General features: G+C 73.6%; 18 protein-coding genes. 9 read left to right on the top strand and 9 right to left on the bottom strand.

What is annotated here, in order from left to right:
- The first annotated feature begins 70 nt into the window (after window positions 1-70).
- Window positions 71-898 carry an oxidoreductase gene (locus ACWERV_RS15650; protein WP_452933124.1) on the top strand — a complete coding sequence of 276 codons (828 nt, stop codon included), beginning with the start codon at window positions 71-73 and terminating at the stop codon, window positions 896-898.
- Window positions 899-988: 90 nt separating this feature from the next.
- On the opposite strand, the gene ACWERV_RS15655 is transcribed toward ACWERV_RS15650, so the two are convergent.
- Window positions 989-2,347, bottom strand: coding sequence for a glycoside hydrolase family 18 protein (locus ACWERV_RS15655; RefSeq protein ID WP_452933126.1), 1,359 nt, complete (start codon window positions 2,345-2,347; stop codon window positions 989-991).
- A gap of 151 nt (window positions 2,348-2,498) precedes the next feature.
- Here ACWERV_RS15655 and ACWERV_RS15660 point away from each other — a divergent pair, with 151 nt between their 5' ends.
- The 7 genes from ACWERV_RS15660 to ACWERV_RS15690 all read left to right on the top strand — a co-directional run bounded on the left by ACWERV_RS15660 (window position 2,499) and on the right by ACWERV_RS15690 (window position 12,270).
- Window positions 2,499-3,587, top strand: coding sequence for a DUF4190 domain-containing protein (locus ACWERV_RS15660; RefSeq protein WP_452933128.1), 1,089 nt, complete (start codon window positions 2,499-2,501; stop codon window positions 3,585-3,587).
- Between the two features lie 229 nt (window positions 3,588-3,816).
- A complete protein-coding gene (locus ACWERV_RS15665) occupies window positions 3,817-4,569 on the top strand; it encodes a GntR family transcriptional regulator (RefSeq protein WP_452933130.1) in 753 nt (250 codons plus the stop codon).
- 164 nt (window positions 4,570-4,733) lie between these two features.
- Window positions 4,734-5,216, top strand: a complete 483-nt coding sequence (locus ACWERV_RS15670) for an RpiB/LacA/LacB family sugar-phosphate isomerase (protein ID WP_452933132.1) — start codon at window positions 4,734-4,736, stop codon at window positions 5,214-5,216.
- Window positions 5,213-5,419: an SPOR domain-containing protein gene (locus tag ACWERV_RS15675; protein ID WP_452933134.1), complete on the top strand. Its 207-nt coding sequence runs from the start codon at window positions 5,213-5,215 to the stop codon at window positions 5,417-5,419. Before ACWERV_RS15670 ends, ACWERV_RS15675 begins: the two co-directional genes overlap by 4 nt.
- 420 nt (window positions 5,420-5,839) lie before the next feature.
- Window positions 5,840-6,736, top strand: a complete 897-nt coding sequence (locus ACWERV_RS15680; RefSeq protein ID WP_452933135.1) for a bifunctional helix-turn-helix transcriptional regulator/GNAT family N-acetyltransferase — start codon at window positions 5,840-5,842, stop codon at window positions 6,734-6,736.
- A 112-nt stretch (window positions 6,737-6,848) separates the two neighbouring features.
- On the top strand, window positions 6,849-9,389 hold the full coding sequence (locus ACWERV_RS15685) for a SpoIIE family protein phosphatase (protein ID WP_452933137.1): 2,541 nt from the start codon (window positions 6,849-6,851) through the stop codon (window positions 9,387-9,389).
- A 319-nt stretch (window positions 9,390-9,708) separates the two neighbouring features.
- Window positions 9,709-12,270, top strand: coding sequence for a SpoIIE family protein phosphatase (locus tag ACWERV_RS15690; RefSeq protein ID WP_398183400.1), 2,562 nt, complete (start codon window positions 9,709-9,711; stop codon window positions 12,268-12,270).
- A gap of 14 nt (window positions 12,271-12,284) precedes the next feature.
- Here the strand turns inward: ACWERV_RS15690 and ACWERV_RS15695 are convergent, their stop codons facing one another.
- The 8 genes from ACWERV_RS15695 to ACWERV_RS15730 all read right to left on the bottom strand — a co-directional run bounded on the left by ACWERV_RS15695 (window position 12,285) and on the right by ACWERV_RS15730 (window position 20,499).
- Window positions 12,285-12,950 (bottom strand): response regulator transcription factor, encoded by a 666-nt coding sequence (locus ACWERV_RS15695; RefSeq protein ID WP_452933139.1) that lies wholly within the window; start codon window positions 12,948-12,950, stop codon window positions 12,285-12,287.
- Window positions 12,947-14,053 carry a sensor histidine kinase gene (locus ACWERV_RS15700; protein ID WP_452933157.1) on the bottom strand — a complete coding sequence of 369 codons (1,107 nt, stop codon included), beginning with the start codon at window positions 14,051-14,053 and terminating at the stop codon, window positions 12,947-12,949. The genes ACWERV_RS15695 and ACWERV_RS15700 overlap by 4 nt, the downstream gene beginning before the upstream one ends.
- An 83-nt stretch (window positions 14,054-14,136) precedes the next feature.
- The gene (locus tag ACWERV_RS15705; protein WP_398182623.1) at window positions 14,137-14,667 is read right to left on the bottom strand and encodes a hypothetical protein; all 531 of its coding nucleotides are present in this window, start codon (window positions 14,665-14,667) and stop codon (window positions 14,137-14,139) included.
- A gap of 72 nt (window positions 14,668-14,739) precedes the next feature.
- Window positions 14,740-15,984 (bottom strand): hypothetical protein, encoded by a 1,245-nt coding sequence (locus ACWERV_RS15710; RefSeq protein ID WP_452933141.1) that lies wholly within the window; start codon window positions 15,982-15,984, stop codon window positions 14,740-14,742.
- A 603-nt stretch (window positions 15,985-16,587) separates the two neighbouring features.
- Window positions 16,588-17,355, bottom strand: a complete 768-nt coding sequence (locus ACWERV_RS15715) for a succinate dehydrogenase/fumarate reductase iron-sulfur subunit (protein WP_452933143.1) — start codon at window positions 17,353-17,355, stop codon at window positions 16,588-16,590.
- Window positions 17,352-19,304 (bottom strand): fumarate reductase/succinate dehydrogenase flavoprotein subunit, encoded by a 1,953-nt coding sequence (locus ACWERV_RS15720; protein ID WP_452933144.1) that lies wholly within the window; start codon window positions 19,302-19,304, stop codon window positions 17,352-17,354. The genes ACWERV_RS15715 and ACWERV_RS15720 overlap by 4 nt, the downstream gene beginning before the upstream one ends.
- 1 nt (window position 19,305) lies before the next feature.
- The gene (locus ACWERV_RS15725) at window positions 19,306-20,130 is read right to left on the bottom strand and encodes a hypothetical protein (protein WP_452933146.1); all 825 of its coding nucleotides are present in this window, start codon (window positions 20,128-20,130) and stop codon (window positions 19,306-19,308) included.
- 81 nt (window positions 20,131-20,211) lie between these two features.
- Window positions 20,212-20,499 carry a hypothetical protein gene (locus ACWERV_RS15730; RefSeq protein ID WP_398182636.1) on the bottom strand — a complete coding sequence of 96 codons (288 nt, stop codon included), beginning with the start codon at window positions 20,497-20,499 and terminating at the stop codon, window positions 20,212-20,214.
- Window positions 20,500-20,809: 310 nt separating this feature from the next.
- Between ACWERV_RS15730 and ACWERV_RS15735 the strand changes: the two genes are divergently transcribed.
- Window positions 20,810-21,640 (top strand): ABC transporter substrate-binding protein (locus ACWERV_RS15735; protein WP_452933148.1); only part of this gene is annotated, 831 nt, incomplete at its 3' end.

Raw genomic sequence — 21,640 nt, forward strand, 5'->3', positions numbered from 1 at the left:
GGGCGCCGCCCGCAGTCTTGGACGCAGCGGGGGACAAGGCCTCCGCAACGGACACGGCAGGGAGTCGGCGATGAACAAGGTGTGGCTGGTCACGGGTGCGAACAGCGGCTTCGGCCGGGCGATCACCGAGGCCGCGGTGGCGGCGGGCGACGTCGTGGTGGCGGCCGCGCGGCGGGTCGGCACCCTGGAGGACCTGGTCGCGGCCCACCCCGACCAGGTGGAGCCGCTCGCGCTGGACGTCACGGACCTCGCGGCGGTCGACACGGCGGTCACGGACGTCCTCGCCCGGCACGGCAGGATCGACGTGCTGGTCAACAACGCGGGCCGCGGGCACGTCGGCGCCTTCGAGGAGACCGGCGACGCCGAGCTGCGCGAGCTGTTCGAGGTGCACGTCTTCGGCCCGGCCGCGCTGGTGCGGGCGGTGCTGCCGTCGATGCGCGAGCGGCGCTCGGGCGCGATCGTCCAGATGAGCAGCATGGGCGGGCAGATGTCCTTCGCGGGCTTCTCCGCCTACAGCGGCACGAAGTTCGCCCTGGAGGGCATGACGGAGGCGCTGGCCGCCGAGGTCAACCCGCTGGGCATCAAGACGCTCGTCGTCGAGCCCGGCGCCTTCCGCACCTCGCTCATGGCGAACCTCACCGCGAGCCCGGCGATCGGTGACTACGCGCCCACCGTGGGCGCGACCCGCACCAACAGCGCGGCCAGCGACGGCATCCAGCCCGGCGACCCGGCGAAGGCCGCCGCGCTCATCCTCGCCGCGCTCGACGCCGAGGTCACCCCGCTGCGGCTGCCGCTCGGCGAGGACGGGGTGGAGGCCGTGCTCGGCCACCTCGACCAGGTCCGCGGCGACATCGAGGCCTGGGAGAAGCAGACCCGCGCGACCGCCTTCGACGCCTGAGCGGCAGTCCGGTGGACGCGCGGACGTACGGCCAGGAGCCCTGCCTCCCCCCGTGGAGGCAGGGCCCCGGCCGTACGGGACCGGAAGGGCTCAGCGGCGGGTGAGCCCGTGGTGGACCGCGGAGACCAGCTCACCGTCGGACGTGTCGCCGTCGAGCGACCACATCATGGCGCCGCCCAGGTGCGCGCCGCGGATGTACGCGGTCTTGGCGGCGATCACCTGCGGGTCGTCGTAGGTCCAGAAGTTGGTGCCGTCGTAGAGCCAGGCGAAGCCGTTGCGGGTGTCCCGGTGGACGGTGTAGGTCCCGGACTGCGCGAGGACCTTGAGGGCGTGGTAGTCCTCGTTGCCGGCCTGCCAGGTGGCGGGCGCCGGGCCCGTGGAGGACTGGAAGAGACCCGCGGTGCCGCCGTCGGGCACGCCGGTCCAGCCCTGGCCGTAGAAGGGCACGCCGAGCACCAGCTGCCGGGCCGGGGCGCCGCGCCTGAGCCAGTCGCCGATCGCCTGGGTGTCGCTGAAGTCGTTCGGGACGGGCGAGGTGCGCGGGGCGCGCAGCGCGGACTGCTGGTTGGTGGTGGCCTCGTAGGGGCCGTGGAAGTCGTAGCCCTGCACGGTGCCGAAGTCGAGGTACTTGAAGATCTTCCGCGCCTCGAACCCGGCGTCGATCTTCGCGGGCGCGGCGGGCAGGAAGGCGCTCAGGTCGTAGTGCTTGTGGGTTTTGCGGCCGTACGCGTCGAGCTGCTCCCGGAACTCGGCGGCGAGCGCGGTGAAGTTCTTCTTGTCCTCGGGGCGGTAGACGGTGTCGGTGTCACCGGAGGAGCCGGGCCACTCCCAGTCGATGTCGACGCCGTCGAAGAGCCCGGCGGCCGAGCCCGGACCGCCCTTGCCGTCCAGCAGCGGGAGGTTGCCCTTGATGAAGATGTCCAGGCACGAGGCGACAAGTGCCTTGCGGGAGGCGGCGGTACGGGCCGCGTCCGAGAAGTGCGTCGACCAGCCCCAGCCGCCGATCGAGATCAGCACCTTCAGCTTCGGGTTCTTGGCCTTGAGTTCGCGCAGCTGGTTGAAGTTGCCGGCCAGTGCCTGGTCGGCGGTGTCGGCGGTGCCGTCGACCGAGGTCGCGGCGTCCACGGGGTGCTGGTAGTCGGCCCAGGCGTCGCCCTCGCCCGCGATGTTGGCCTCGAAGCACTTGCCGTCGGCGCCGATGTTGGCGAACGCGTAGTTGAGGTGCGTGAGTTGGGCGGCGGCGCCGGAGGTCTGGACGTTCTTCACCTGGTAGTTGCGTCCGTAGATGCCCCACTGGGTGAAGTAACCGACGCTTTTGTAGGTCGAGTTGGAGGAGGGGTGGCCACTGTGGGCCTGTGCGGTGCTGCCACCGGTGACGGCGGGCAGGACGGCGACCAGCGAGAGGGTGGCGGCCGCGGCGGCCATCCGGCCGAGAGTTCGTCGACGCATGGCGTGAAGTTATTGGTCTGGACCATTAGCGTCAAGAGGTGGACCACCCCTTGGTGCCGGACACCGGCCGGGCGGCACACCCCCGGAGGCGGAACGGATGCCTCCTGGTGGTACCCGCACCCGCGGCGGGCGCGGCCCGTAAACTCCCCGCGTGGACATACCCCCGCCGCCTCCGCCCCCGCCGTCGCCCGACGACGCGCAGCCGTCCGGCGTGCCGCCGTACCCGGGTGCCCCGGGCCAGCAGCCGCCGCAGAACCCGTACGCCGCTCAGGCCCAGGAGCCCACGCAGGCCGCGATGCCCGGCCAGCAGTTCCAGCAACCGCCGGTTTCCGGCCAGCCGCCGCACAATCCGTACGCCGCCCCGGCCGACAACCCCTACGCCGCCCCGGGCGCCCCGGCCGGCAACCCGTACGCCGCCCCGGCCGACCCGTACGGCACCTCCGCCGGCCAGCCCGCGTACGGCTACCCGGGCGCCCAGCCGCAGACCGGCTACGGCTACCCCGGACCCGCGATGCCCCCGCCCTACCCGGGCCAGCCCGGCTGGTACGGGCAGGAGCGGCGCACCAACGGGATATCCATCGCCGCGCTGGTGACCGGCATCATCCCCTGCACGTTCTTCCTCGGCATCATCTTCGGCCTGGTCGGCATCAAGCAGGTCAAGCAGCGCGGCGAGCGCGGCAAGGGCATGGCGATCTCGGGCGTCGTCCTCGGCGGCGTGTGGGCGGCGCTGATCGCCGTCCTCATCACGCTGGGCGCGATGGGCAAGCTGGACGACGGCAACACGCAGGTCATGGACCTCAAGTCCGGCCAGTGCTTCAACACCGTGAACGAGAAGCTGTCGGACTTCGGCAAGACCCCGGACGACAGCAAGGTCACCACGGGTGTGGACGTCGTCGACTGCGCGAAGGAGCACGACGCGGAGGCATACAACGTCTACCAGATCCAGGCCGCGGACGACGCCCCGTACCCGGGCGTGGAGAAGGTGAGCGCGGAGGCGCGGACCACCTGCCTGAAGTACGCCGGCACCTACCTCGACGGGCGCGAGCCCAAGGCCGGGACGGGCATCTTCTACTACATCCCGCCCGCCTCCAGTTGGGCGCAGAACAAGCGCCAGGTGATCTGCTTCTTCGGCTTCCCGAACGGCAAGCAGGCCGGAACGGTCAAGGACCAGGTCGGCGGCGGCGACACGACGAGCGACGACCAGGAGAACGGGGACGACCGCAGCGGCGTGGGCGTCTGACGTCTTCGGCGGCCGGGCGGCCGGGCGGCCGGGCAGCGAGGCGGTCAGGCGGTCCTGTCCGTGTGCGGGCGAGTCCGCGGAACGAGCCGGGTGTGCGCGGGGGCGCGCGCCCGGCTCGTTTGCGGTGCGTCACCAATAAGCGGAGGGTGAAGTTCAGGGGAGAGGTTGCGGACGGGTACCGAGGGTTGTCAAGCTGTCGCGGACAGTCAACCCCTTGGGAGGGGCAGCCGTGGCATTCGGTGAGCAGCCCGCATACCTGCGCGTCGCCGACGACCTGCGCCGCAAGATCCTCGACGGCACGCTTCCGCCGCACGCCCGGCTTCCCTCGCAGGCCAGAATCCGCACCGAGTACGGGGTCTCCGACACCGTCGCGCTCGAAGCGCGCAAGGTGCTGATGGCCGAGGGATTCGTCGAGGGCCGCTCCGGCTCCGGCACGTACGTCCGCGACCGGCCCCGGCCGCGGCGCATCATCCGCAGCGGCTACCGCCCCGCCGGGCCCTCCACGCCCTACCGGCAGGAGCAGGCGGACGAAGGCTGCAAGGGCAGCTGGGAGTCACGCAGCGTGCAGGAGGGCGCGAGTCTGGACGTCGCCGAGCGGCTGCGCATCGAGCCCGGCGAACGCGTCATGCGCACGCAGTACGTCTTCCGCACCGAGGGCGAACCCACCCTGCTGTCCACCTCCTGGGAGCCCGTCGCCCTCACCGGGCGCACGCCGGTGCTCCTCCCCGAGGAAGGCCCGCTCGGCGGGCAGGGCGTGGTGGCCCGGATGGCCGCGATCGACCTCGTCGTCGACCACATGGCCGAGGAGGTCGGCGCCCGGCCGGGCCTCGCCGCCGAGACCGCCGCGCTCGGCGGGGTACCCGGGCACGTCGTGATCGAGATCCGCCGGACGTACTTCGCGTCCGGGCGGCCCGTCGAGACCGCCGACGTCGTCATCCCCGCCGACAAATACCGGGCGGTCTACCACCTGCCCGTGCGCTGACCCGGGCCCCGCGCCCGCCCCCGGCACCCCGCCGCGACCTGCGGCCGGGTGCCGGGGTCCGTTGTGCCGCCGCCGCCCGTGGGCCCTCGAACTCCTGGCCGGATCGGTACCTCTTCGTGTCATTCCGTACCCGCGCTGTGAACCTCGGGCGTAGGGTCGGGCATATGCGCATCGCCGTTTCCTCGGACATGGACGAGTCGGCCGCCCGGCTGCTCGTCGACGAACTGCGGCGCCGCGGGCACGACGTCGAACTCCACGGCGCGCTGCGCGACGGCGACCGCGCCGACTGGGCCTGGAGCGCGGAGGCGGCGGCGCGCGCCGTCGCACGCGGCACCGCCGACCAGGCGGTCGTCTGCTGCTGGACGGGCGCGGGCGCGTCCATCGCGGCGAACAAGGTCCCCGGCGTCCGCGCCGCCCTGTGCGCCGACGCGTACGCGGCGCACGGCGCGCGCGTCTGGGCCGACGCGAATGCGCTGGCGCTGAGCCTGCGCACGTTGTCCGGGGGGATGCTCGTCGAGGTTCTCGACGCGTGGTTCGCCGCGGACGCGGCCGGCGCCGCGGGGGAGCGGGACGATGCGGACCGGGCGAACATCGCGCACGTCGGTGCGATCGAGAAAGAATCCGACGCCGAACTCGAAGGAGCTTGAGGGACATGACGTCCGACCTCGTATGGGCGCTCATACGCCAGGACGACGGGACGAACCGCTACCGCGTGGGGCGCTACGCCACCCGGGCCGAGGCGGAACGCGTCGGCGACCTCCTGGACGGGTGCGGGCGCGAACACGGTACGGGTGACTCGCGTCGGCGGTACGTGGTGGAGCGGATCGCTCCGCGGGTGGTGCATGTCTGAAAAAGGGGGGGCGCTCCGTTCTGCGTGGTGCGGTGCGCTGTGCGACCTTCTGCCCGTGGGGGCTGAGCGCGCAGTTCCCCGCGCCCCTTTCGCGGCGCGCCGCAGGCTGGGTCGGGGGCCGCCACGGGGCACCTCCTCGGAATGCGCGTTCGGCCTCGTACCGAGTTGGTGAGCTCCTCCCAGCGCATTCCTGCGGGGGCACCCCGCACCGTCCCCCTCCGGGCCGGTCTGGCGGCTGCCTGCCGGTGGGGGTGAGCGTTTTTAGGGGCGCGGCTGCGGGGGAGGGGTCTCGTTTTTAGGGGCGCGGGGAACTGCGCGCTCAGCCCACCACCGGCGGACGGTCGCGCGACGAACCGTGAGACGCAGCCCGGGGCGCCCCGGCGGGTAACGCGTAGCTCGTTCTCTGACTAAGGTCAGGGAATGGAGAGCGAGCAGCGGCGGCAGGTGCGGCGGTTCAGTCGGGTGGTCACGGCCAGGGTGGGGGTGCTCGGGGAGGGGTATTTGGGGAGGGCGCGGGCGTACGGGGAGTCGCGGGTGTTGTGGGAGATCGGGGTGGAGGGGCGGGACGTGCGGGAGCTGCGGGAGCGGCTCGGGCTGGATTCGGGGTACATGAGCCGGTTGCTGCGCGGGCTGGGGGCGGCCGGGCTGGTGGTGGTGGAGCCGCGGGCGGGGGACCGCCGGGTGCGGACGGTGCGGCTCACGGAGGCGGGGAGGGTGGAGCGGGAGGCGCTGGAGGAGCGCAGTGAGGAGTTCGCCGGGAGTCTGCTGGCGCCGCTCAACGAGGGGCAGCGGGAGCGGCTGGTGGCGGCGATGGGGGAGGTCGAGCGGCTGCTGACCGCGGGGCTGGTGACGCTGGACGAGGTGGATCCGGAGCATCCGGACGCGCGCGCGTGCCTGCTCGCGTACTTCGCGGAGCTGGGGGAGGCGTTCGAGACGGGGTTCGACCCGGCGCGGAGTCTGCTGCCCGACGCGGGCGGCCTGCGGCCGCCGCACGGGGTGTTCCTGGTGGCACGGCTGTACGGGGAGGCGGTCGGGTGCGCCGGGCTGAAGCTGCCGGCGGGGCGGCCGGCCGAGGTCAAGCGGATGTGGGTGGCGCCGGGGGCGCGGCGGCTGGGGCTGGGGCGGCGGTTTCTCGCGGAGCTGGAGGCGCGGGCCGCGCGGGCGGGGCACGACACGTTGCGGCTGGACACCAACAAGGCGCTGGGCGCGGCGATCGGGCTGTACCACGCGAGCGGTTTCCGGGAGGTCCCGGCGTTCAACGACGAGCCGTACGCGCATCACTGGTTCGAGAAGGACGTGGCCGCCGGGCGCCCGTAAGGCCCCCGCCAGGGAGCGCGAGGTGCGGGGTGTGGGGGAATATCGGGGGGAAAGGGATGAATCCCTCTGAGTGGCCGGCGGATCCGGCCTGACCCGGTCGGGGGTGTGAGCCATGAGCACCAGCGGCGACACCCCTGCCCCCGACGGCCCCGCGCCGGACCGGGCGCACGCCCCGCCGCAGGGGGCGGGCGGCGGCGGCCGGATGCCCGCGACGGGCACGCTGCTGGACACGCTGCGGGTCGCGGTGGTCATGCTCGACACCACCGGCCGGGTGCTGCTGTGGAGTCCGCTGGCCGAGGAGGTGCTCGGGTGGGCGGGCGAGCACATCGTGGGGCGCCGGGTCGGCGGGCTGTTCGGGCCGGGCGGGCACACCCCGGAGGGTGAGCCGGTCTCCCCGCCGGTGCAGACCGCGGCCGAGGCCGAGCGGCTGCTCGGGGAGCTGCTGCGGGAGGGGCGCTGGGAGGGCATCCTGTCGCTGCGGCACCGCGACGGGCACACCGTGCAGGTGGAGGCGCGCGCCTCGCTGCTGGTGGACGGGGACGGGCGGCCGTTCGTGCTGGCCTCGCTGGTGGAGACGAGCCGGCTGCGCACCCTGGAGCACGATCTCGCGGCGCTGGACTCGCTCTTCGACTCCTCGCCGCTGGGTGTGGCGATCTTCGACAAGGAGCTGCGGTACGTCCGTGTCAACGACGCGCTGGCCGGGATGAACGGTGTGCCGGCGGCCGCGCACATCGGCCGTACGGTGGCCGAGGTGATGCCGGACGCACCGACGGCCGAGTCGCTCACCGCACTGCAGCGGGACGTGCTGGTGACGGGGCGCCCGGTGATCGACCTGGTGTCGCCCGCGCCGGTCGGGACGGGCCACCGCTCGGTGTCGTACCACCGGCTGGTGGACCGGGCCGGGCGGGTGCTGGGGATCAGCGCGACCGTCATCGACGTCACCGAGCGGGTCGAGGCCGCCGCGAAGGCGGAGCGGGCGCGGCGGCGGCTCACGCTGCTCAACGACGTCGGCTCGCGCATCGCCGGGCAGCTGGACGTGCGGCGCAACGCCGAGGAGCTGGCCTCCGCGCTCGTACCGGACTTCTGCGACTACTCCGGTGTGGTGCTGCACTCGCAGCTCGCCGAGGGCGGTGAGCTGCCCTCGGCGACGTACACCGACAACACCCCGATGCGGCAGACCGGCGTCGGCGCGGTCAACTGGAACTCCGACGTGGTGCGGATGATCCGGCCCGGACAGGCGATGTCCTTCGACCGCAAGTCGCCCTTCGGGCAGGTGCTCGCGACGGGGCGGCCCAAGCTGCTGTCGTCCAGCGACGAGCTGGCCAGCATGACCTTCCCCGACGACCCGAAGGTGCGCGCGACCTTCGCCGTCGGCATCCGCTCGCTGCTGGTGCTGCCGCTGCGCGCGCACGGGGCGGTGCTGGGGCTGCTGATCGTGAGCCGGGCGGAGGGCCGCGAGGGCTTCGACCAGGAGGACGTCGCGCTCGGCATGGAACTGGCCGACCGGGCGGGCGCCGCCCTGGACAACGCGCGGCTGTACGTGCGCGAGCGGGAGGGCGCGCTGATGCTCCAGCGGTCGCTGCTGCCGCGCTCGACGCCCGCCGCGCCCGGCGTGGACGTCGCCTACCGCTATGTGCCCGGCAGCAGTGTCGCCGAGGTCGGCGGCGACTGGTTCGACGTGCTGCCGCTGGCCGGCGGCCGGGTCGCCTTCGTCGTCGGCGACGTCATGGGCCACGGCCTGGGCGCCGCCGCCACCATGGGCCGGCTGCGCACGGCCGTCCGCACCCTGGCCGCGCTGGACATGAAGCCCGACGAACTGCTGCGGCGGGTCGGCGAGCTGGGCGAGGACCTGGCGCAGAGCCCCTCCGAGGGCTGGATGGCCACCGCCGTCTACGCCGTCTACGACCCCTCCACGCGGCGCTGCGCCATCGCGCAGGCCGGTCACCCGCCGCCGGTCGTCGTCGAGCCGTCGCAGGACGGCGGGCAGCGCGCGGCGCGGCTGCTGGACCTGCCGCCGGGGCTGCCGCTCGGCGTCGGCGGGGGCGGGTTCGAGACCACCGAGCTGGACATCCCGGACGGCACCGTGCTGGTGCTCTACACCGACGGCCTCATCGAGTCGCGGCGGCACGACATCAGCACCGGCCTGGAGCGGCTGCGGGCCACCCTGAGCCGCCCGCTGGACTCCCTGGAGGACGCCTGCGACGGGCTGCTGGCCACCATGGAACCCGGCCGTGAGCCGGACGACGTGGCGCTGCTGATGGCCCGCCTCGGCACCCTCCCGAGCGGCTCGACCGCCGCCTGGTCGTTCCCCGCCGAGGCCAGCGCGGTGCGGCTGGCCCGCCGCCGGGTGCGCGACACGCTCGCCGAGTGGGATCTGCCCGAGCTGGTGGACGTCACCGTGCTGCTGGTCAGCGAGCTGGTCACCAACTCGCTGCGGTACGCGCACGGGCCGATCGGGGTGCGCATGGTGCGTGGCGGCTCGCTGCTGGTGGAGGTGTCCGACCCGCTCCCGGACCCGCCGCAGGAGCGGGTGGCCACCGCGGAGGACGAGGGCGGGCGCGGCCTGCAGCTCGTGGCCGGGGCGTCCCGCCGCTGGGGGACCCGGCACGGGCCGCTGGGCAAGACCGTATGGTTCGAACTTGCACTACCGTGACGGGTGGGGTGGACCGCAGGTACGGTGACCGCGGCCGCCGCAGGTCACAGGCGTACGGGGGGCGTGGGAACGCTCCCAGCGTGCGCCGGGCGCCCACCCGCCCGCGATCACCGAAAGGGTTCACCCGGCGCGTGCCGGGTATTCCGAAGAGACGAGAGCGAAAGGCGAGGCCGCGGTGGTCAGGGGAGGGCCCCCGTACCCCGGGAGCCGAGATGATGCTGTGATCGACAAGACCGTGTGCTGGACGGTCCGCATGCTGAATACTCAGCTCCAACCGGTCCATGTGTGCTGAGCTGGAGGGGTCGGGCGAGTGAGCGACATGCCAGCAGGGGCGGTTCCGCCCCGGGCGGACGACGCGGACGCGGCGACGACCGCGGTCTGGCAGTCGAGTCCGCCCGGTTCCCTCTACGACTACATACGCGTCGCGTCGTTCTCGCTCGGGCCCGACGGCCGGATCGACCAGTGGAGCGACCGCGCCGCCGAGTTCTTCGGCATCTCCGCCGACGACGCGATCGGCCGCGACCCGGTCGCCGCCTTCGCCCCGCCGCACGTCCAGCGGGCCGCCCACGAACGGCTCGGCGAGATCCTCGACGGCCGCGAGTGGACGGGCCTGGTGCCCTACACCGACGGCGCCGGCGGTGAAAAGCTCGCCGAGGTGTACGTCATGCCCGCCGACCGCGGCGCCCTGTGCATCGCGGTGGACGTGGCCACGCTGCGGCAGATCGAGACCGACCTGGCCGCCTCGCAGGCCGTCTTCGGGCAGTCCCCGATGGGCTTCGTGCTCTTCGACACCCGGCTGCGGCTGATCCGCGTCAACGACCGCTTCGCGACCGTCTTCGGCCGCCCCGCCGAGGAGCACCGCGGGCGCGGCCCGCACGACTTCCTGTCCCGCGTCGAGGCCGACCGGCTCACGGCCGCGCTGCGCCAGGTGGTGGAGACCGGCGAGCCCGTCCTCGACATGCCGCTCGTCGGCACCGTGCCCGGCGACCCCGGCCGCCGCCGCTGGTCCATGTCGCTCTACCGGCTGCACAGCGCCAGCGGCCGCGCGATCGGCGTCGCGGGCCTGGCCATGGACGTCACCGGACGCCAGCGGGCCGAACGCGAGGCCGCCCACGCCCGGCGCAACCTGGCGCTGCTCAACGAGGCCGGCTCCCGTATAGGAACCTCCCTCGACCTGGAGACCACCGCCCGCGAGCTGCTCGGCGTGGCGGTGCCGCACTTCTGCGACCTCGCCTCCGTCGACCTCTACCAGGCGCTGCTGGTCGGCGCGGAGGATCTGGGCGGCACCACCGACGGCAGCGGCGAGCTGCGCCGGGTCGCCTTCGCCAGTTCGGTGTCCGACGCGCCCGTCGCCATGGCCGGGGACGACGACGACACCTCCGCCGAGGAGGGCCCCGTCTCCGTCGGCGCCGTCCACCGCTACCGCTTCAGCTCCGCGAGCGCCCGCGCGCTGCGCACCGCCCAGCCGCAGGTCCTCGACGGCGACGGCGGGCAGGACCTGGGCGGCGCCCTGGTGCAGTCCACCCTCGTCGTCCCGATGGTCGCCCGCGACACCGTCCTCGGGCTCGTCCAGTTCTCCCGCGCCAAGGGCAGCGAGCCGTTCGCCGAACGCGACCGCATGCTCGCCGAGGAACTGGCCGCGCGCGCCGCCATCTTCATCGACAACGCCCGCCTCTACCGGCGCGAGCACGAGCGCGCGCTCATCCTCCAGCGCAGCCTGCTGCCGCCCGACGACCCCGAGGCCGCCGGTCTCGACATCGCCTGCCGCTACCTGCCCGGCAGCATGGAGACCGAGGTCGGCGGCGACTGGTTCGACGTCATCGAGCTGCCCGGCCACCGCACCGCCCTCGTCGTCGGCGACGTCATGGGCCGCGGTCTGCGCGCCGCCGTCGCCATGGGCGAACTGCGCACCGCCGTACGCACCCTGGCGATGCTCGACCTGGAACCCGGCGAGGTGCTCAGCGCGCTCGACGAGGTCGTCCGCGGCCTCGGCGCGCCCACCCCCGGCCGCACCCGGCGGGCCGCCGCCAAGGAGCGCGGCGACTCCGACCTCACCGAGGTCTACCTCGCCACCTGCGTCTACGTCGTCTACGACGCCGTCACCCGGCGCTGCACCATCGCCAACGCCGGCCATCTCCCGCCCGCCGTCGTCGAACCCGGCGAACAGCCCATGCTCCTCGAACTGCCCCGCGGGGTGCCGCTCGGCGTCGGCGGCGAGCCCTTCGAGGAGAGCGAGGTCGAACTCGGCGAGGGCGCGCTGCTCGCCCTCTACACCGACGGCCTCGTCGAATCCCGCAACCTCCCGCTGGACGAGGGCCTCGACGCCTTCCGCAGCTCCCTCGACGGGCCCGAGCGCCCCCTGGAGGACATCTGCGACCACGTCCTCGCCACGCTCGACACCGCCCACGGCGAGGACGACATCGCCCTCCTCATGGCCCGCATCCAGGGCCTGCCCGCCGAGCAGGTCGGCGACTGGTCCCTCAAGCCCCAGCCCACGTCCGTGGCCCGCGCCCGCGAACTCGCCCGCGACCAGCTCCTCGCCTGGGACCTCGGCGACCTCGTCGACACGACCGAACTCCTGGTGAGCGAACTCGTCACCAACGCGCTGCGGCACGGCTACGGCGACATCCGCCTGCGGCTGCTGCTGGACCGGACGCTGGTGTGCGAGGTGTGGGACAGCGCGCTCGTCCAGCCCCGGCGGCGCCGGGCCCGCGACACGGACGAAGGCGGCCGCGGCCTCCAGCTCGTGACGATGCTCAGCGAGAGCTGGGGCTCCCGTCGCACGCACCGCGGCAAGACGGTGTGGTTCGAACTGGCCCTCCCCGGACGGGGGTCGCCGCTGGCGACACCGTCGGTGGACGAGCTGCTCAGCATGTTCTGAGAGCCCCGGGCCGGTCAGGCCAGCCCGGCGGCGATCGCGCGGCGCACCGCGTCGGCACGGTCCCGGATGCCGGCCTTGGCGAACAGGTTGTTGATGTGCGTCTTGACGGTCGCCTCGCTCACGAAGAGCTTCTCGGCGATCGCCCGGTTGGGCAGACCCTGGCCGATCAGGGTGAGCACCTCGCGTTCGCGGGGCGTGAGATCCGCGGGCAGCTGCTGCCCGGACCCGGTCGGCCGGGCGCGGACGGTGGCCAGCAGCCGGTCCTGGACCTCGCGGTCCAGCACGGACTGGCCCGCGGCGGCCGCGCGGATCGCCCGGACGATGTCCTGGCGCCCGGCGTTCTTCGTCAGATAGCCGCGGGCGCCCGCGCCGAGCGCGGCCAGGATCGAGTCGTCGTCGGCGAAGGTGGTGAGCACGACGACGGCCACCCCGGGGTGCTCGTCGCTCAGTCTGCGGGTGGTCTCGATCCCGTCGAGCACGGGCATCCGCAGATCCATCAGCACCACGTCCACCGGACCGGCGGTGACCGCGGCAAGGACGCCGTTGCCGTCCGCGGCCGCCGCGACGACGTCGATGTCCTCGGTCAGATCCAGCACCGCGGCCAGCGGTTCGCGCACGGCGGCCTGGTCGTCGGCGACGACCACGCGCAACGGCCGGGGGTTCTCGGTGGGTTCGCTCATCGCGGGATCACTGCCTCCACGTGCCAGCCGCCCCGGTCCGGTCCCTCGGTGACCGGTCCTGCGGTGAGGGTGCCGCCCAGCAGGGCGACGCGTTCGCGCATGCCGATCAGCCCCATGCCGCTGCCGACCCCCGCGTCCACCGCACGGGTGGCGGGCCGGTTGCGGATCGTCAGCGCCGTCGAGGACACCCCGAAGACCAGCTCCACCCGCACCTCACCGCCCGGGGCGTGCCGTGCCGCGTTGGTCAGGGACTCCTGGGCGATCCGCAGCAGATTCTGCGTCACCCGGGCCGGTACGTCCCCGGGCGTGCCGGAGACGGTCAGGGCGTCGCGGTGACCGGACGACTCCAGCATCGCGGTGAGGCTCTCCACCAGCGGCAGCGCGTCCTCGCGCAGCGCGTGCACGGTCCACTGCGCCTGCTTCAAACTCTCCTTGACGAGGCTGTGGGCCTTGTCGTTGGCCGCCCTGACCTTCTCCAGGTCGCCGGTGTCGAGCAGCGCGTCGGCCAGTTCCAGCTGCATGTTGATCCCGGCCAGGGTGTGCGCCAGGACGTCGTGCACGTCCCGCGCGATCCGGCCGCGTTCGGTGAGCACGGCGGCCTGCGCCTCGGCCCGCGCCGCGCGCTCCGCGCTCTGGGCGGCCGACAGCGCGGCGTCCACCGCCTGGTGCTGGGTGCGGTTGAGCATCCCGATCATGACCGGGGCGCCGGTGGTGAGCCCCACCGCCCACGGCAGCAGGTCGTGACCCGGCCCGAGCTCGAAGTACAGCACCCCGCCGCACAGCAGGCCGCAGGCCACCGCCAGGACGACGGCCTGCCGGGCCGGCAGCCGGTATCCGATGTGGCCGCAGAGGAAGTAGGCGAACAGATACCCCGTCCCGCTGCGCTCGGCGCCGATCAGCGCGGCCGCCGCGAGCACACCCAGCGACAGCCAGACCAGAGCGGCCCGCGGCGGGACCCGGCCCGGAGGCAGCCCCCGGGCCAGCAGCGCCGCGCAGTTCAGCACGAACAGGACCGCGACCAGCAGCCCCCGCCCGCTGACGCCCATCGGCCGGATCGTCAGGGCCCCGCTCACGACGACCGCCGCGGTCAGGGCCCACTGCACCCGGGGATCCCGGCCCGGGACCGGCCGCGGGGCGGATCCGGAGGACGGGGCGATCTCGGCGGTGGGCACGGCCAGACGATAGCTCACGGCCGGACCGCGACACGGTGCGAGGCGGCGGGCCGCCCGGCGGTCAGCATCCGGCTCCGGACGAAGATCGTGGCCAGCCGGGTGACGACCTCGGTGAGCGCCATCAGGACGAAGGCCGCCACCCACGCCTGGTCGCTGGTGATGTGGTGGGCGACGCTGAACCGGGCGACGTCGTCCGCGCCGCCCCCGTGCTCGGTCCACAGCTGGAAGCCCATCCGGGCACCCATGCCGAGCACCCACAGGATCGCGGAGACCGCGCCCGCCTTGATCAGCACGTGCTCACCCGAGGTCCGCACCCGCGTGTAGACGCCGCCCGCCACGCCGAGCACGGCGCCCGCGCCCACGAGCGCCCCGATCAGCACCAGGTCGTTGCCCCCGGTGGGGACGGAGCCCAGATACGCGTGCGCCACGAAGGCCACGATCCCCAGCGGGATCAGGAAGGTCCTGAGGTCCAGCCGGCCCTCCCGCAGCTGCCGGAAGACGACGAGGAGAAGGGCGATGTCGGTGATCCACTCGGTCGTTGTCATGCCCCCAAGCCTGTTCCCGCACGGCCCGCGACGCCTGGACCCACGGGTGGAACCCCGGGTGGAGAAGGACGCCTACCCGGGGCCGCCGAAGGTGCCGGGGGTGGGGTGCTCGCCCGAGGCGCCGCTCGTCGCGCCGAAGGCACCGTGCGCAGGACGCAGCAGCCCGCCGAGGGCCGCCGGGGACAGCGGGGCACGGGCGGCGACGTCGTCCAGGGCCAGGCGCTGGGCCGCGCGGGCCAGACGGTCCGCCTCGCCCGGCGGGAGCCCGGACCGCTCGGCCCCCGCCAGCTGCGTACGGGCCGCGCAGCCGATCGCCCCGCGATGCGTGGCGACCAGGTCGCGCGCGGCCGCGACCTCGCTGCGCGCCGCGAACGCCGCGGGCGGCCCGTCGTCGGCCTCCCGCCGCAGTTCCGCCAGCGGATCGTAGGGGCCGGACGCGGGCCGCGCCGCGCCGAGCAGGGCGTCCGCCTCCCGCAGATCCGCGGCCCGCCGCGCGGTCGCCTCCGCGAGGGTCGCGGCCTGGCCGAGCGCGCCCTCGGCCGTGCGGACGAACACCGCGGCCCGCCCGTGGTCCGCCCCCACCGCCGCCCGCGCCAGGTCCAGCCGCTCCCGGGCGTAGTCCAGCAGCGCGCGGGCCTGCGCCGGGTGCCCGGCGACCGGGGCGAGCGGCTCCGCGCCGTACACCCCGGCGAGCGGCGCCAGCTCGTGCTCGGCCGCCGCGATCCGGCCCGGCAGCGCCATGGCCCGCGCCTCCGCCTGCTCCAGCAGCTCGGGGACGTCCGCCTCCAGCGCGCGCAGCCGGTCGAAGGCGTCCGCTTCCGCGTCCAGGCGCCGGTTGGCCTGGGTACAGCGGGAGAGGATCTCGTCCAGCAACTCCCGCCGGGTCGCCTCGTCGGACGTGCCCTCGTCGAGCCGCGCCCGCAGCCGGAAGGCCGCGGCCAGCTCCTCCCGGGCGTACTCCACCGCCTCCGCGAACGGCTTGACCGCGGGTGCACCCGCCTGCGCCGCCGCGAACCCGACATCCTCGTGGCTGGTACGGACCGCGTCGTCCGTCGCCACGAGCTGCCGGCTCGCCTCCGAATCCAGCTCCGCCAGCGGAGTGGGCCGCGGCCCATAACGCCGCGGCCGCACCCCCGTCCCCCCACCCGCCGCCCGCGGCCCCGTACGAGCCGCCGCGGACGGACCCCTGCGGCGTACGGCGACCAGCGTCACCAGCGCGACCGCGCCCAGCGCGACCACCGGGATCCACAGATCGGCTCCGCCGTTCTCCGACCCGGTCGAGGCGTACGCCCGCGGGGGCGCCGCGAACCCTGCCACGGCGCCGAGAGCGAGGAGCGCGCCGCGGGCCGCGCACCGCCGGGGGACCCACCGCCTCATGCGCATCGCGCCTTTCGCCGCGCCACACCACCGCGGGTGGCTGTTCTGGGAGGCTATGCGCGTCCGCGCGGTCCCGCGAGTCCAGTCCGCCCCCACGGTGGGGGCTTGCGCCCCGGGGTGCCTCTTGCGGTGGTGCTCGCGATCGTCCGCCGGTGGGGGCTTGTCGCGCAGTTCCCCGCGCCCCTTTCGCCCCGCGGTGCCTCTTGCGGTGGTTTTCGCGATCGTCCGCCGGTGGGGGCTTGTCGCGCAGTTCCCCGCGCCCCTAAAAACGAGAACCCTCACCCCCACCGGCAGGCAGCCGCTGAACCGGCCTGGAGGGGGACGGTGCGGGGTGCCCCCGCAGGAATGCGCTGGGAGGGGCTCACCTACTACGGGTGAGGGTGAAGGCGCATTCCGAGGAGGTGCCCCGTGGCGGCACCCGCCCATGAACGGCGGCGCCGCGAGGAGGGGCGCGAGGAACTGCGCGAGCAACCCCCACAGGCAGAAGGTCGCACAGCGCACCGCACCACGCAGAACGGAGCGCCCCCCGGGCGCACCGCAGAGCTAAGCGCGGCGGCGGATCTTGGAGCCGAGCCAGACGAGCGGGTCGTACTTGCGGTCGACGGCCCGCTCCTTGAGCGGGATGAGCGCGTTGTCCGTGATCTTGATGTGCTCCGGGCACACTTCCGTGCAGCACTTCGTGATGTTGCAGTACCCGAGCCCGTGCTCGTCCTGCGCGGCCGCGGCCCGCGAGGGGCCGCCGTCCTCACCCGCCGCGTCCAGCGGATGCATGTCGAGCTCGGCGACGCGCATCAGGAAGCGCGGCCCGGCGAAGGCCGGCTTGTTCTCCTCGTGGTCGCGGATGACATGGCACGTGTCCTGGCACAAAAAGCACTCGATGCACTTGCGGAACTCCTGCGAGCGCTCGACGTCGACCTGCTGCATACGGTATTCACCGGCCGCGACGCCCTTGGGCGGCACGAACGCGGGGATCTGCCGGGCCTTCTCGTAGTTGAAGGAGACGTCCGTGACGAGGTCCCGGATGACCGGGAAGGCCCGCAGCGGGGTGACGGTGACCGTCTCCTCGGGGGAGAAGACGGACATCCGGGTCATGCACATGAGCCGGGGCCGGCCGTTGACCTCCGCGCTGCACGACCCGCATTTGCCGGCCTTGCAGTTCCAGCGGACGGCGAGGTCCGCGGCCTGGGTGGCCTGCAGGCGGTGGATGATGTCGAGGACGACCTCGCCGTCGTTCACCTCGACCTCGTAGTCCTGGAGGCCGCCGCCTTCCGCGTCGCCCCGCCAGACCTTGAAGTGCGCTGTGTGGGTCACGCGTCAAGCTCCTCGTCGGTCAGGTATTTGCCCAGCTCGTCGCGTTCGAAGAGGGCGAGCAGGTCGGCCCGGATGGGCGGCATGGCGCGCTGCCGCAGGGTGATGCCCGCGGGGTCGGCGGCGCCGTCCGGCGCCGCCAGCTCGCACACGAGGTTGACCTTGCGCCAGGTGCGGTCCATGCCGGGGTGGTCGTCGCGGGTGTGGCCGCCGCGGCTCTCGGTGCGTTCCAGGGCGGCGCGGGCCACGCATTCGCTGACCAGCAGCATGTTGCGCAGGTCGATCGCGAGGTGCCAGCCGGGGTTGAACTGCCGGTGGCCCTCGACGCCGACCCGTCCGGCGCGCTCGCGCAGGCGGCCGAGCCGTTCGAGGGCCTGCTGCATCTCGGGGCCGCGCCGGATGATGCCGACCAGGTCGTTCATGACCTGCTGGAGTTCCTGGTGCACGGTGTACGGGTTCTCCGGCGGGGAGCCCGCGCCGTCCGTGGAGGAGCCGTCCGTGGAGGAGCCGTCCGCCGAGGACTCCGCCTCGAAGGGCCGCAGCACCTCCGCCGCGGCGGCGTCGATCTGTGCCTGGTCCGCCGCGGGACGCGCGTCGCCGAGGCCCGCGGCGTACTCCGCGGCGTGCAGGCCCGCGCGGCGGCCGAAGACGAGCAGGTCGGACAGCGAGTTGCCGCCGAGCCGGTTGGAGCCGTGCATGCCGCCGGCGACCTCGCCGGCCGCGTAGAGGCCGGTCACCCCGGTGGCCGCGGCGGTGTCGGGATCGACGTCGACGCCGCCCATCATGTAGTGGCACGTCGGGCCGACCTCCATCGCCTCCGCGGTGATGTCGACGTCGGCCAGTTCCTTGAACTGGTGGTGCATGGACGGCAGCCGGCGGCGGATCTCCTCGGCGGGCAGCCGGGTGGAGACGTCGAGGTAGACCCCGCCGTGCGGGGTGCCGCGACCGGCCTTGACCTCGGAGTTGATCGCGCGGGCCACCTCGTCGCGGGGCAGCAGCTCGGGGGGCCTGCGGTGGGTGTCGGGGTCGGAGTACCAGCCGTCGGCCTCCTCCTCGCTCTGCGCGTACTTCTCCTTGAAGACGTCGGGGACGTAGCGGAACATGAACCGCTCGCCCTCGCTGTTGCGCAGCACCCCGCCGTCGCCGCGCACCGACTCGGTGACGAGGATGCCCTTGACGGACGGCGGCCAGACCATGCCGGTCGGGTGGAACTGGATGAACTCCATGTTGATCAGCGGCGCCCCGGCCAGCAGCGCGAGCGCGTGCCCGTCCCCGGTGTACTCCCAGGAGTTGGACGTCACCTTGAAGGACTTGCCGACTCCGCCGGTGGCGAGCACCACGGCGGGCGCGTCGATCACGAACAGCCGCCCGGACTCGCGGACGTAGCCGAAGACCCCGGCGACGGCGTCACCGTCCTTGAGGACGCGGGTGACGGTGCACTCCTGGAAGACCTTCAGCCGCGCCTCGTGGTCGCCGGTCTCGGCGAAGTCCTCCTGCTGGAGCGAGACGATCTTCTGCTGGAGGGTGCGGATCAGCTCCAGGCCGGTGCGGTCGCCGACGTGCGCGAGGCGCGGGTACTCGTGGCCGCCGAAGTTGCGCTGCGAGATCCGGCCGTCCGCGGTGCGGTCGAAGAGCGCGCCCCACGTCTCCAGCTCCCACACCCGGTCGGGGGCCTCCTGGGCGTGCAGCTCGGCCATCCGCCACTGGTTGAGGAACTTCCCGCCGCGCATGGTGTCGCGGAAGTGCACCTGCCAGTTGTCGTGCGCGTTGACGTTGCCCATGCTGGCGGCGATGCCGCCCTCGGCCATCACCGTGTGGGCCTTGCCGAAGAGCGACTTGCAGATCACGGCGGTGCGCAGGCCCTGCTCGCGGGCCTCGATGGCGGCCCGCAGCCCGGCGCCGCCCGCGCCGACCACGACCACGTCGTACGCGTGCCGTTCGACTTGTGTCATCTCAGAAGAACCTCGGATCGTCGAATACGCCGCTGGCCACCAGGTACACGTAGAAGTCGGCGACGGCGACGCTGATCAGCGAGGACCACGCCAGCAGCATGTGGCGGCCGTTCAGCGCCCCCACCCAGCCCCACAGCCGGTAGCGCACCGGGTGGGCCGAGAAGTGCCGCAGCTTGCCGCCGATGATGTGCCGGCAGGAGTGGCAGGACAGGGTGTACGCCCAGATGAGCGCGATGTTGACGACGAAGACCAGGGTGCCGAGGCCGGCGTGGCCCCAGCTCCCGTCCGTCCCGCGGAAGGCGAGCACCACGTCGTAGGTGAGGATCCCGGCCACCACGAGGGCCAGGTAGAAGAAGTAGCGGTGGATGTTCTGCAGGATCAGCGGGAAGCGGGTCTCGCCGCTGTACTTCTCGTGCGGCTCGGCGACCGCGCAGGCCGGCGGCGACATCCAGAAGCCGCGGTAGTAGGCCTTGCGGTAGTAGTAGCAGGTCAGCCGGAAGCCCAGCGGGAAGATCAGCACCAGCAGCGCGGGGGACAGGCCCCACCAGCTGCCGAACAGGTGCCAGTCGGCGCCGCCGTCCATGTCCGTGCAGTTCGAGGCGAGGCACGGCGAGTAGAAGGGCGAGACGTAGGGCGCGGTGTAGTAGTCGCCGTTCGCGAAGGCCCGCCAGGTCGCGTAGACCACGAACAGGCCCAGCACCGTCGCGGTGACCAGGGGGGAGAGCCACCATTTGTCGGTGCGCAGGTGGCGGGCGGGGATCGCGGCGCGGCCGGGCGTGAAGACGCCGCGGCCGGGCGGAGTGACGGGAGTGGTTCCGGTGGCCAAAGGGGGACTCCGTACGGGAGGGGGCGCGCGGCGGGGCGGCGCGCACGGGCGTGACGCGGGGCGGGGCGGGGCCCGCGGGCGTCAGGGCGCGTGCCGGTGCGGCGAGCCGAGCCCCTCGTCCTCGGCGTCCGCCCACAGCCCGCGGTCGTACGGCGCGTCCGGCACGGTGATCATGTCCACCGGCCTGCCCTGCGCCGCGGCGGGCGCGGCCTCGCGCAGCAGGGACAGGCTGTCCCGCAGGTGGTCGGCGGCGGAGCGGACTCTGCGCAGGTCGAGGGAGTCGCCGCAGGGCTCGTCGAGGCGGGCGACACAGCGCATCAGGTCGTCGAGCCGGCGCTGGACCGACGTCAGGTCGTCGTGCAGGGACATGCTGTGCCCTCACCGTCCTTCACCATCTGCCGCCATTGGCATCGCGGTGCTGCGCCAGCGAGTGTCGCGCGTCACACCACTCCTTGTGAAGACGCGTGCACGGATTCGATCAGCGCGCGGCGGGTGGGCCGGACGGGTGGAGTGCGCCGGTGCCGTCGGCGGGTCGGGGGCGCGGCGCCGGTGGCGTCGTCTGGAGTGGGACTGCGAATAACCGGACCACCGGTAAAGCGGCCCATTCGATCATCGGAAAAAGTCCCCGGCGGAACCGACCGTCTCCGGCCGGCCGCCAGGGTCGCGGAGGAGCGACCTCATGAACCGCAGTGCGGCCCCGACCGCCATCCCCCCGGTGCCACGGGCGCGCGCGGTGCGAATCGCCGTGGCGCTCACCGCGGGCGCCACCCTCACGCTCAGCGCGGCCTGCTCGTCGGGCGGCGGCAACCACGCGGCCGGCACCGCGGGCACCGACATCGCGAGCGTCGCCCGCTCGGGCGTACGCGACGGCGGCACCCTGCGCTGGGCCACCGCGAGCGTGCCGCGCACCCTCAACGCCTTCCAGGCCGACGCGGACGCCGACACCGCGACGATCGCCGGCGCCACCCTGCCCACGATGTTCCGCCTCGACGCGCACGGGCGGCCGCACACCGACCCCGACTTCGTCACCAAGGCCGACGTCACCAAGACCGCGCCGAAGCAGGTCGTCACCTACCAGCTCAACCCCAAGGCGAAATGGAGCGACGGGCGAGCGGTCGGCGCCGCCGACTTCAGCGCCCAGTGGAAGGCCCTCAACGGCTCGAACTCCGCGTACTGGACCTCGCGCAACGCCGGGTACGACCGGATCGCGTCCGTCACCGAGGGCGAGGACGCGCAGCACGTCCAGGTCACCTTCAGCACGCCGTACGCCGACTGGCGCTCGCTGTTCAGCCCGCTCTACCCCAAGTCCGTCACGGGCGACCCCGACGCCTTCAACGACAAGGCCCGCACCGCCCTGCCCGCCGCCGCCGGACCCTTCGCCGTCAAGGACGTCGACGCCAAGGCCGGCACGGTGACGCTGGAGCGCAACGCCTCCTGGTGGGGGCAGCGCGCCAAGCTCGACAGCATCGTGCTCACCGCCGTGCCGCAGGGCAAGCGGGCCGCCGCCCTG

It is taken from the genome of Streptomyces sp. NPDC004031 (genome assembly GCF_053604375.1).

Coding starts and splice junctions, on each gene's coding strand:
- ACWERV_RS15680 (WP_452933135.1), top strand. CDS start 5,840: ATGGAGAGCGAGCAGCGGCGGCAGGTGCGGCGGTTCAGTCGGGTGGTC.
- ACWERV_RS15720 (WP_452933144.1), bottom strand. CDS start 19,304: ATGACACAAGTCGAACGGCACGCGTACGACGTGGTCGTGGTCGGCGCG.
- ACWERV_RS15655 (WP_452933126.1), bottom strand. CDS start 2,347: ATGCGTCGACGAACTCTCGGCCGGATGGCCGCCGCGGCCGCCACCCTC.
- ACWERV_RS15670 (WP_452933132.1), top strand. CDS start 4,734: ATGCGCATCGCCGTTTCCTCGGACATGGACGAGTCGGCCGCCCGGCTG.
- ACWERV_RS15695 (WP_452933139.1), bottom strand. CDS start 12,950: ATGAGCGAACCCACCGAGAACCCCCGGCCGTTGCGCGTGGTCGTCGCC.
- ACWERV_RS15705 (WP_398182623.1), bottom strand. CDS start 14,667: ATGACAACGACCGAGTGGATCACCGACATCGCCCTTCTCCTCGTCGTC.
- ACWERV_RS15730 (WP_398182636.1), bottom strand. CDS start 20,499: ATGTCCCTGCACGACGACCTGACGTCGGTCCAGCGCCGGCTCGACGAC.
- ACWERV_RS15685 (WP_452933137.1), top strand. CDS start 6,849: ATGAGCACCAGCGGCGACACCCCTGCCCCCGACGGCCCCGCGCCGGAC.
- ACWERV_RS15690 (WP_398183400.1), top strand. CDS start 9,709: ATGCCAGCAGGGGCGGTTCCGCCCCGGGCGGACGACGCGGACGCGGCG.
- ACWERV_RS15650 (WP_452933124.1), top strand. CDS start 71: ATGAACAAGGTGTGGCTGGTCACGGGTGCGAACAGCGGCTTCGGCCGG.